A 10287-nucleotide genomic window follows, 5' to 3' on the forward strand; every position below is an offset into this window, starting at 1 on the left:
GGCGGCACTTTGCTTCGCTCGTGCTGCTTTATCTCCCGACTTCGGGAGATGGGGGCTTTTTTTTGTTGGTGCCGGCCATGAAAAAAGAGGAGCCCTTGGGCTCCTCAATCCGTGAAAGCGTGGCCGGGGGGAATCAGGTTCCTGCCCGCTCCAGCATGGCGTGCAGCAGCACGTTGCAGCCGGCGGTGATGTGCTCGGGCTTGGCGTCTTCGATTTCGTTGTGCGAGATGCCGTCCTTGCAGGGGATGAAGATCATTCCGGCGGGAGCGAGACGCGCCATGTAGACGGCATCATGCCCGGCGCCGGATACGGCGTTCATGTGGGAGTAGCACAGTGTTTCGGCGCCGCGTCGGACTGCGTCGATGCATTCAGGGTTGAACGGCTGCGCGGGGTAGCTCGACACCAGGTCGATCCTGATCGGCAGGCCGGTTTCCTTGCTGATGCGTCCGGCCACGGCGCGGATGTCCGCGTCCATGGCCTCGCAATCCGCATCCGTCGCGTTGCGCAGGTCGATGCTGAACTTCACCTCTCCAGGGATCACGTTGCGGCTGTTGGGGTGCACGTGCACCATGCCGACCGTGCCGCGTCCGTGCGGCGGGTGGCGATGCGCGCAGGCCACCACTTCCTGCATGACGCGCGTGGCGACCTGCAGGGCGTCCTTGCGCAGGGCCATGGGAGTGGGGCCGGCGTGGGCTTCCATGCCGGTGACGGTGCAGTCGTACCAGCGGATGCCGAGCACACCGGTCACCACGCCGATGGTCTTGTCGTTGTCCTCCAGCACCGGGCCTTGTTCGATGTGGGTTTCGAAGTAGTAGCCGATGGGGTGGTCGCCGGGCTCCTCGGGGCCCACGTAGCCGATGCGTTCGAGCTCTTCCTTGACGCTCCTGCCTTCGGTGTCCTTGGCGGCGTAGGCGTGTTCCAGCGTGAATGCCTTGGCGAATACGCCGGAGCCCATCATCACCGGCACGAAGCGCGAGCCTTCCTCGTTGGTCCAGAAGGCCACCTCGATGGGCGCTTCCGTCTCGATGTTGTGATCGTTCAGCGTGCGCACCACCTCGATGCCGGCCAGCACGCCGTAGTTGCCGTCGAACTTTCCGCCGGTGGGCTGGGTGTCGATGTGGCTGCCCGTCATGATGGGGGGCAGGCTGTTGTTGCGTCCGGGACGGCGCATGAAGCCGTTGCCGATCTTGTCGATGGTGACGGTCATGCCGGCCTCCCTGGCCCAGCGGGTGACCAGGTCGCGGCCCTGCTGGTCCAGGTCGGTGAGCGCCAGCCGGCATACGCCGCCCTTGGCGGTGCCGCCGATGCGGGCCAGTTCCATGAGCGATTGCCAGAGGCGTTCGCCGTTCACGCGCAGATGGCCGGTGTCCGCGTTGTTTTTTACTTTGGTGTCCATGATGGTTATCTCCTGGCAGCTATTTTGCCTTAACGGATATGTCGTTCGACAGCGGTGGGCGCGAGCTCCTGCGCGCGTTTTTGCACTGCCTGGAAGTTCGGGCCGAATGCGGGCCGCCTGACGTACTGGCCGGCGTTTCTTTGCGCTCGCAGATCGCCGTTGGCATAGACCACCTTGCCGCGGCTGATGGTGTGGCTGGGTATGCCCTGGATTCTGCGTCCCTCGAAGATGTTGAAGTCGCCCTTGGAATGCTGCGTCTTTACCGAGAGGGTCTTGGTGCCCTGGGGGTCCCACACGACCAGATCGGCGTCGGCGCCCGCGCCCACGAAGCCTTTGCGCGGGTAGATGTTGAACAGCCTGGCGGTATTGGCGGAGGTGATCGCCACGAATTCGCTGGGCGTGAGGCGGCCGGTGTTGACACCCGCGTCCCAGATCACGGCCATGCGCTCTTCCACGCCACCGGTGCCGTTGGGGGTCTTGGCGAAGTTGTCCTTGCCCACCGCCTTTTGCGCGGCGCAGAAGGTGCAGTGGTCGGTGGCGGTGGTGTGCAACTGGCCTGATTGCAGGCCGCGCCACAGGGCTTCCTGGTGTTCCTTGGGGCGAAACGGCGGGCTCATCACATAGGCCGCGGCGGTGGCGTAATCGGGATGTCTATAGACGCTGTCGTCGATGGTCAGGTGGCCCGCGAGCACTTCTCCATACACGCGCTGGCCTCGTGCGCGGGCCCGCGCGATGGCGTCGGCCGCTTCGATGCAGCTCACATGCACCACGTAGATCGGCACGCCGAGCACGTCGGCGATGGCGATGGCGCGGTTGGCCGCTTCGGCCTCCACCATGGGCGGACGCGAGAGCGGGTGGCCTTCGGGGCCGGTGATGCCCATGCGCGCCACCTCCTGCTGCAGCAGGTAGACGAGCTCGCCGTTTTCGGCATGCACGGTCGGCATGGCGCCCAGTTCCAGGGCGCGCCGGAAGCTGTTGACCAGCGTTTCGTCGTCGCACATGATGGCGTTCTTGTAGGCCATGAAGTGCTTGAAGCTGTTCACGCCTTCCTCGCGCACCAGGGTGCCCATGTCCTCGCGGACCTTGTCGCTCCACCACGTGATCGCGACGTGAAAGGAGTAGTCCGACGCGGCCTTCTCGGCCCAGCCGCGCCACTTCCTGTAGGCGTCCATCAACGGCTCCTGGGGATCGGGGATCACGAAGTCGATGATGCTGGTCGTGCCGCCCGCCAGGCCCGCGGCCGTGCCGGTGAAGAAGTCGTCCGCGGTGACCGTGCCCATGAAGGGCAACTGCATGTGCGTGTGCGGATCGATTCCGCCGGGCATCACATACTGGCCGCTGGCGTCCAGTGTTTCGGCCCCGCCAGGAGCTTGCGCCGCCGCCGTTTCACCGACGGCTGCGATCCTGCCGTCGACGATCAATACGTCGGCGCGTTCCTCGCGGTCGGCATTCACCACGGTGCCACCACGGATCAGAAGGGGGCGGCTGGCTGTGCTCATCATGTTGCTCCTTTGCGTTCCATCGCTGTTGATTGCTCAAACAAAAGGCCGCGCCAATGGCGGCCGCTCTCACGCGCGTCCCAGGCGGGCTTGCGCGGATTCCATTTGGCTGCTCATGCCGACGCGATACACGACTGCGGCGATGAACAGTCCGATGAACCATGCGTAGGCATACAGCTCCTTGAAGATGGCTCCGACGTGGGGGAAGGTTGCCGGAAATGCGGCGTTCAGGAAGCCGGGGACATTGGGCGCGACGCCGATGACGAAGGCCGCCACGGCGACCCAGTTCCAGCCTCCCGAATAGGAATACCTGCCGTCATCCCGGTACAGCTCGGGAACGTCCAGCTGCGTGCGGCGGATGAGGAAATAGTCCGCCATCAGAATCCCCGCGATCGGGCCGAGCAGCGCGGAGTAGCCGATGAGCCAGGTGAAGATGTAGCCTTCGGTCGACTCCAGGATCTTCCAGGGCATCATGAGGATGGCGATCGTCACGGTGATGTAGCCGCCCGTGCGATAGCTGATGCGGCGCGGGTTCAGCGCCGAGAAATCATAGGCAGGGCCGACCAGGTTGGCGGCAAGATTCACGCTGACCGTGTCGATCAGCAGGACGATCAAGGCGATCAAGACGGCGGCTCCCGTCATGCGCGCGGCCAGGTCCACGGGATCCCACAATGCCTTGCCGTAGATGACGACGGTGGCCGACGTCACGATGACCGCGAGCGCAGCGAGCAGTCCCATCGGAACAGGCAGGCCGATCGCCTGCCCCACGACCTGGTCGCGCTGCGACCTGGCAAATCGTGTGAAGTCGGGAATGTTCAGCGCCAACGTGGCCCAGAAGCCGACCATGGCGGTGAGCGATGGCCAGAACGTTGTCCAGAACTGGCCAGCCTTGGGGCCGCCAGGCTCGAATGCGGAGGGCTTGTTCAGTATCGGACCGAAGCCGCCCGCCTTTTCATACACCCACCACAGCAGCACGAAGCAGATGATGATCTTGGCGGGGGCGGTATAGGTTTCCAGCTTGCGGATCGACTCGATGCCGTGGACCACGAAGTAGAACTGGATGGCCCAGAAAACCAGGAAGCAGATGAGCTGGGCGGGGTTGATGCCAAGCCCGGGGATCTTGCCGCTCTCCAGTGGATGGCCGATGATCACGCCCAGCAGCGTGTAGATCATCATGCCGCCAAACCAGGTCTGGATGCCATACCAGCCGCAGGCCACCAGCGCGCGCAGCATGGCCGGCAGCCTGGCGCCCCTGGTGCCGAACGCGGCACGCGCTAGCACGGCATAGGGGATGCCGTACTTCGCTCCAGCATGGCCGATGAGCAGCATCGGAATCAGCACGATGACGTTGGCGAGGAACACGGTCATGACGGCCTGCATCGCGGACATGCCGCCTTCGACCAGGCTGGCCGCCAGCGTATATGCGGGAATGCACATCACCATGCCGATCCACAGGGCGGTGAAGTGATACCAATGCCAGGTTCTTTGCGCCTGGGTAGTGGGCGCCAGATCGTCATTCGTCAGATCGCTGGCGGCGCCAGCAGTGTGCGGGCTTGTCATGAAAAGCTCCTATGGGTTTATTCAGTCATCAAGGGATGTCGACTCTCATGGCACTAGCAAGAAACCTACCAAATCAAAATAAAGGGCATTGCGCGGAGATTGGCCTTTTGCGCCGCATGGCGAGAAAGCGGCAATAAGGCGCATGACGGCATGGCCTTGGCTGCCCCGGATCGTGCGGCGCGATGGGCTTCAGGCATCCGCTGTCGCCAGGCACTGGGGATTGTTGGGATGCGTTGTCCAGTTGGCGTATTCGCCGGTCACCTCGATCCCGGTGCGCGCGTCCACTTCGCCCACCGCCAGCGTGCGCATGGAGATGGTGTCCGGGACCGGGCAGATCGATACGCACAGGTTGCAGCCAACGCACTCTGCCTCGTTGATCTCGAAGCGGCGCTCCGCGCCCTCGCCCTTTCTGTAGAAGATCGCCTGGTGCGACGTGTCCTCGCACACCACGTGGCAGCGGCCGCACTGGATGCAGGAGTCCTGGTTGATCACCGCCTTGTCGATGTGCTTGAGATTGAGCTGCTTCCAGTCCTTCACCGTCGGCACCGCCTTGCCGCTGAAGTCCTCGATCGTCCGGTAGCCGTGCGCATCCATGAAGTTGGACAGGCCGTCGCACATGTCCTGCACGATCTTGAAGCCATAGACCATCGCCGCCGTGCATACCTGCACGGTGCCGCAGCCGAGGGCGATGTACTCGGCTGCGTCGCGCCATGTGGTCACGCCGCCGATGCCGCTGATCGGCAGGCCCGCGGTTTCGGGGTCGCGGGCGATTTCGCCCACCATGTTGAGCGCGATCGGCTTGACCGCCGGGCCGCAGTAGCCGCCATGCGATCCCCAGCCTCCGGTGCTGGGATGCATCACCATGCTGTCCAGGTCCACGCCCATGATGGAGTTGATGGTGTTGATGAGCGAGACCGCATCCGCGCCGCCGCGCCGGGCCGCACGCGCCGGCATGCGCACGTCCGTGATGTTGGGCGTCAGCTTCACGATCACGGGCAGCCTGGAGTAGTGCTTGCACCACTCGGTCACCATCTGGATGTATTCGGGCACCTGGCCGACCGCCGCGCCCATGCCGCGTTCGCTCATGCCGTGCGGGCAGCCGAAGTTGAGTTCGATGCCGTCCGCGCCCACGTCCTCCACCATCGGCAGAATGCGTTTCCAGCTTTCCTCGACGCAGGGAACCATCAGGGAGACGATCATGGCGCGGTCGGGCCAGGCACGCTTGACCCGCCGGATCTCGGCGAGGTTCTGCTGAAGCGGGCGATCGGTGATCAGCTCGATGTTGTTCAGTCCGATCACGCGCCGGTCCTGCGACATGAGCGTGGAATAGCGCGGACCGCTCACGTTGACCACCGGTGGGTCTTCCCCCAATGTTTTCCAAACGACGCCGCCCCAGCCGGCCTCGAAGGCGCGCGTGACGTTGATCTCTTTGTCGGTAGGCGGCGCGGAGGCGAGCCAGAACGGATTGGGACTCTTGATGCCCAGGAAGTTGCTGCTGATGTCGGCCATGGGGATGCTCCTTGAAGTCGGGTTCGGTGGGGTCAGGCGCCGCAGAGCGCCGCATGGATGGATCGTGCGGCCACCTTGCCGTGCTCCACCGCCTCCACGGTGAGATCGCGCCCGCCAAAGCGGCAGTCGCCGCCGGCCCACACGCGCTCCACGCTGGTACGCCCTTCGTCGTCCGTGGCGATGCGCCCGTTCCTGAGGGCGATGGACGCGCCCGCGTGATCGGGCTCGTAGGCCTGGCCGATCGCCTTGAGCACCATGTCGGCGGGCATGTCGTAGGTTTCCCCGGTTTCCGTGATGCCGCCGTCGGCGCGCTGCGAGGTCATCACGAAGCGCACGCCGCTGACCTTGCCGTCTTCGCAGAGCACCTCCCTGGGGGCGCTCCAGTGCCTGATCTTCACGCCGTTGGTCTGCGCCCAGCGCTGCTCGACCACCGATGCCGACATCGCGGCGGCTCCGCGCCGGTACACGATGGTGACGTCCTCCGCACCGAGCTTGGCGGCCTGCACCGCGGCGTCGACGGCCGTCATGCCGCCGCCGATCACCACCACGCGGCGCCCCACCGGCACCTGGGAATAGTCGCCCGCCTGCCGCAGCTCGGCAATGAAATCCACGGCGTTGCGCAGCCCGTGCGCCTGGGGTTCCGCGATGCCGATGGCGTTCACGCCGGACAGGCCAAGGCCGAGGAACACCGCGTCGTATGCCGACAGGAGGCTGTCCACGGTCATGTCGCGGCCCAGGCGCTGGTTGCAGCGAACGGCGATGCCGCCGATGGAGAGCAGCCAGTCGATTTCCTTCTGTGCGAATCCGTTAGTCGTTTTGTATGTAGCGAGGCCGTATTCGTTCAAACCGCCCAGCTTTGCATTGGCGTCAAATAACACCACGTCGTTGCCGCGCATGGCCAGGCCGTGCGCGCAGGCCAGGCCCGCGGGACCGGCGCCCACGACGGCGATGCGCCTGCCGGTCGGCGCGGCGCGCGTGAACAGCGGGGCGCCGGGCGCGTCGAACAGCGCATCGGTCGCGTAGCGTTGCAGCGCGCCGATCTCCACTGGCTTGTCCTCGTTCTTGTTGCGCACGCAGGCTTGTTCGCACAATGTCTCGGTGGGACAGACCCGGGCGCACATGCCGCCCAGGGGGTTGGCCTCGAGAATCGCACGTGCCGCGCCGCGCTCGTTGCCCTGCGCGATGCGCTGGATGAACGACGGGATGTCGATGCTGGTGGGGCAGGCGGTGGTGCAGGGCGCGTCATGGCAGTAGTAGCATCGCTCTGCCTCGATCAGCGCCTGGGCGTGTGTCAGCGGCGCGTGCGAATCACTGAAGTTCACGGCATAGTCAACGAGGTTCAGGCGCGCGGCCTGCACTCCGCACGCGCGATGGGCGGTCGATTCCATCATGGCTCCTTTTTTTGGGGGCGGGTCAGAAGGGGGACGATGTCGTCGCGGCTGGCGATGGCCGTGGCGATGCGTGTGGCGCCATGCAGGAAGCGGCGCGTGCGGCGCGCGGTGGCGCGGCGGATTGCATAGGCTGTCGAGGGGTCATCGCGGGCCTCTTTTCTTTATGCAGCAGGGCTTGCTGTGCCTGCTTGGGTTGGCTGGAGCGAAACGCATGGCGCCTGGGTTTCCTACGCTGGACTGTCTGCGCGTTGGACCGGGCGCCGCACACTTCATCACCGTGGCTGGGTTCACAATTTACTGACTGGTAAAAAATTACCAATCAGTAAAAACCCACGGCATGCAAACCCCATGCCTGAAAATGATGCGGTGCCGCATCACAATGGAGGAATGACAGAAGCGCGAAAAACTCCTGATGTGAAGGCTCCCGGGGCAGCGGCGAAGCGCATGGCGAATGTGCGAGCGCACAAGGTTGATGCGGCGCAGCCCTCAAATGGTTCGCGTGCACCAACTGCGGCGCGTTTGCGCAAGGAGAATGCGATCCTGCAAGAGGCCGAGAACCAGTTCGCGGTGCTGGGTTTCGAGGGCGCCTCGCTGGAAGGCATCGCCACCGCGGCGGGCATCAGCCGTCACAACTTGTTGTACTACTTTCCGAGCAAGGAGGTGCTGTACCGCCGCGTGCTGGACGATGTGGTGTTCGGCTGGCTGGCCGGCATGGAGGACGTGTGGCGCGAGCAGAACGATCCCGTCAAGGCCCTGCGTGCGTATATCCGGGGCAAGCTGCGCTCATCCTTCGAGCGCCCGAATGCCGCCAAGATCTTCGCCAAGGAAGTGATCGCCGGAGCGCCGCGCTATGCCGACGTGATCGCGGCACGCGTGAAGCCGGTGCTCGCGCAGGAAGTGCGGACCTTTGAAAAGTGGGCGAAGAAGGGGCTGGTCGCACGGGTCGATTTCACGCATCTGATGTTCGTGATCTGGACCGTGACGCAGGCCTATGCCGAGCACCAGACGCAGTTCGCCATCCTGCTGGACAAGCCCGCCCTGGATGAGTCCGACTTCGAGCGGGCGCAGGAGGTGATCACGCGGCTGGTGCTTAGCGGCCTGGGCCAGAAGGTCGATTGAGACGGGGGCGTCTTTCAGCGGCTGCGCCACCAGAAGATCACGCTCAGCAGCAACAGCCAGGGCAGGCCGAAGGCCAGTGTCAGGCGGAACTCCGGCGTGAGCGCCGTGGTCAACAGAACGGCCGCCATCAGCGCCGCGCCGAGCAGCGTGAGCCACGGAAACCCCCACATGCGGAATGCCGTGCGCGGCGCGCCTTCGCGCTCGCGGCGCCGGCGGAAGGCCAGATGCGTGACGAATACCATGAACCAGGCGAACATCGCGCCGAACATGGCGATGGACATCATCCACACGAACGATTCCTTGGGCCAGAAGGCATTGATGAACATGGCCACCGCGGCGCCCAGGCTGGAGATGAGGATGGCGGCAACCGGCACGCCGCGCGCATTCGTCACGCCGAACACGCGCGGCGCCTGGTGCGCGCGCGCCAGGCTGAACATCATGCGCGACGTGGTGTAGAGCTGGCTGTTCATCGCCGAGAGGGCGGCCACCAGCACGACGAAGTTGAGCACGCCAGCCGCCCAGGGAATGCCGATGACTTCCATCACGCGCACGAACGGGCTGGTCTGTCTGGCGGCATCGGTCCAGGGCACGATGGCGAGCATGAGCGACAGGGTGAGCAGATAGAACAGCACCAGGCGCAGCACCGTGCTCTTCATCGCGCGCTGCACGGCCTGTTGCGGGTGCTGCGCTTCGCCGGCGGCCACGGCGATGGCCTCCACGCCCAGATAGCTGAACATCGCCACGATCACGCCAAGCCACATGCCCCACGCGCCCTTGGCCCAGAAGCCGCCGCCGGTCTGGTAGTTCTGCAGGCCGATGCCGGGAATGCGCGCACCGAAGACCACGTAGCTGCCGATCAGCACGAAGGCGACGATGGCCGCCACCTTGATGGCCGAGAAAGCGTATTCGACCGCTCCATAGACCTTCACGCTGCGCAGGTTCACGCCGATCAGGATGACGGAAAAGAGCACGACCCAGATCCACTGCGGCACCTGCGGGAACCAGTACGCCATGTACATGCCCACCGCGGTGACCTCCATGCCGACAGCCAGGACCAGCGCGGCCCAGTAGGCATAGCGCACGACGAATCCGGCGAGCGGGCCGAGGTAGAACTCGGCGTATGCGCCGAACGATCCCGACGTGGGGTGCGCCACCGTCATCTCGCCCAGGCAGCCGATGAGCAGCAAGGCGATGAATGCGCCGATGGCGTAGCTCACCAGCACGGCGGGACCGGCGAAGCCGATGGCGAACGCGCTGCCCATGAACAGGCCCGTGCCGACGGCGCCGCCGATGGCGATCATCACCATTTGCGCACTGGTGAGATGCTGCTTCAAGCCGGTTTCGCGCTGCTGTATGTCCTGGAAATTCGCCATGCGCCTGTCACTGTCAATGATCTAGGGAAAACCCGATAGTATCGGCGTTCTTGAAGATCCCGGCCCGCCATGCGCGTATCCGGGAGGCAGGCACGGAATTGGCGGACCGCTGCCGGCAGGGTGCGGCCTGTGGTGTTAGCGTTTGTGACATTGGTTGACTTTCCTTGGTAAATTATTGTTGCAAACTATCGAGATGCAAAAGCAGATCGATATCCAGCCCGCACTTGAGCTTTTCACGCAGCGCTCCCGGCAGTTTGACGCATCCGTCGATGCGCAGGAAGTGGAGCGGGCGATCGTGTTGCTGGGCCGGTGGATCAGTCGGGAGCACCGATGGCTCACCAAGGACGATATCGCCGTGCTGGGCGATATCGGCGCAACGCTGCTGCGCGCCAATGCCGTGATCAAGGACGGCGACGAGGATGCCTTGCCATCTCAGCCGC

8 protein-coding genes are annotated in these 10287 nt (G+C 64.6%); 2 read left to right on the forward strand and 6 right to left on the reverse strand.

The window, feature by feature from the left end; translation table 11 throughout:
* Positions 1–133 precede the first annotated feature (133 nt).
* The 5 genes from ABWP92_RS14305 to ABWP92_RS14325 all read right to left on the reverse strand — a co-directional run bounded on the left by ABWP92_RS14305 (position 134) and on the right by ABWP92_RS14325 (position 7352).
* Positions 134–1396, reverse strand: a complete 1263-nt coding sequence (locus ABWP92_RS14305) for a Zn-dependent hydrolase (protein ID WP_353236067.1) — start codon at positions 1394–1396, stop codon at positions 134–136.
* A 29-nt stretch (positions 1397–1425) separates the two neighbouring features.
* Complete coding sequence (gene hydA / locus ABWP92_RS14310; protein ID WP_353236068.1) at positions 1426–2895, reverse strand: dihydropyrimidinase; 1470 nt, start codon at positions 2893–2895, stop codon at positions 1426–1428.
* A 69-nt stretch (positions 2896–2964) separates the two neighbouring features.
* Positions 2965–4455 carry an NCS1 family nucleobase:cation symporter-1 gene (locus tag ABWP92_RS14315; RefSeq protein WP_353236069.1) on the reverse strand — a complete coding sequence of 497 codons (1491 nt, stop codon included), beginning with the start codon at positions 4453–4455 and terminating at the stop codon, positions 2965–2967.
* A 189-nt stretch (positions 4456–4644) separates the two neighbouring features.
* The gene (preA, locus tag ABWP92_RS14320; RefSeq protein WP_353236070.1) at positions 4645–5964 is read right to left on the reverse strand and encodes an NAD-dependent dihydropyrimidine dehydrogenase subunit PreA; all 1320 of its coding nucleotides are present in this window, start codon (positions 5962–5964) and stop codon (positions 4645–4647) included.
* Between the two features lie 32 nt (positions 5965–5996).
* A complete protein-coding gene (locus ABWP92_RS14325) occupies positions 5997–7352 on the reverse strand; it encodes an NAD(P)-dependent oxidoreductase (protein ID WP_353236071.1) in 1356 nt (451 codons plus the stop codon).
* A gap of 447 nt (positions 7353–7799) precedes the next feature.
* Between ABWP92_RS14325 and ABWP92_RS14330 the strand changes: the two genes are divergently transcribed.
* A complete protein-coding gene (locus ABWP92_RS14330; protein ID WP_353236074.1) occupies positions 7800–8474 on the forward strand; it encodes a TetR family transcriptional regulator C-terminal domain-containing protein in 675 nt (224 codons plus the stop codon).
* Positions 8475–8488: 14 nt separating this feature from the next.
* Here ABWP92_RS14330 and ABWP92_RS14335 read toward each other — a convergent pair whose 3' ends face one another.
* Positions 8489–9847, reverse strand: a complete 1359-nt coding sequence (locus ABWP92_RS14335) for an amino acid permease (RefSeq protein WP_353236072.1) — start codon at positions 9845–9847, stop codon at positions 8489–8491.
* A 193-nt stretch (positions 9848–10040) separates the two neighbouring features.
* Here ABWP92_RS14335 and ABWP92_RS14340 point away from each other — a divergent pair.
* The coding region (locus ABWP92_RS14340; RefSeq protein WP_353236073.1) for a hypothetical protein at positions 10041–10287 on the forward strand (247 nt) is incomplete at its 3' end.

The organism is Diaphorobacter ruginosibacter, assembly GCF_040396215.1.
GTDB lineage: Bacteria > Pseudomonadota > Gammaproteobacteria > Burkholderiales > Burkholderiaceae_C > Diaphorobacter_A > Diaphorobacter_A ruginosibacter_A.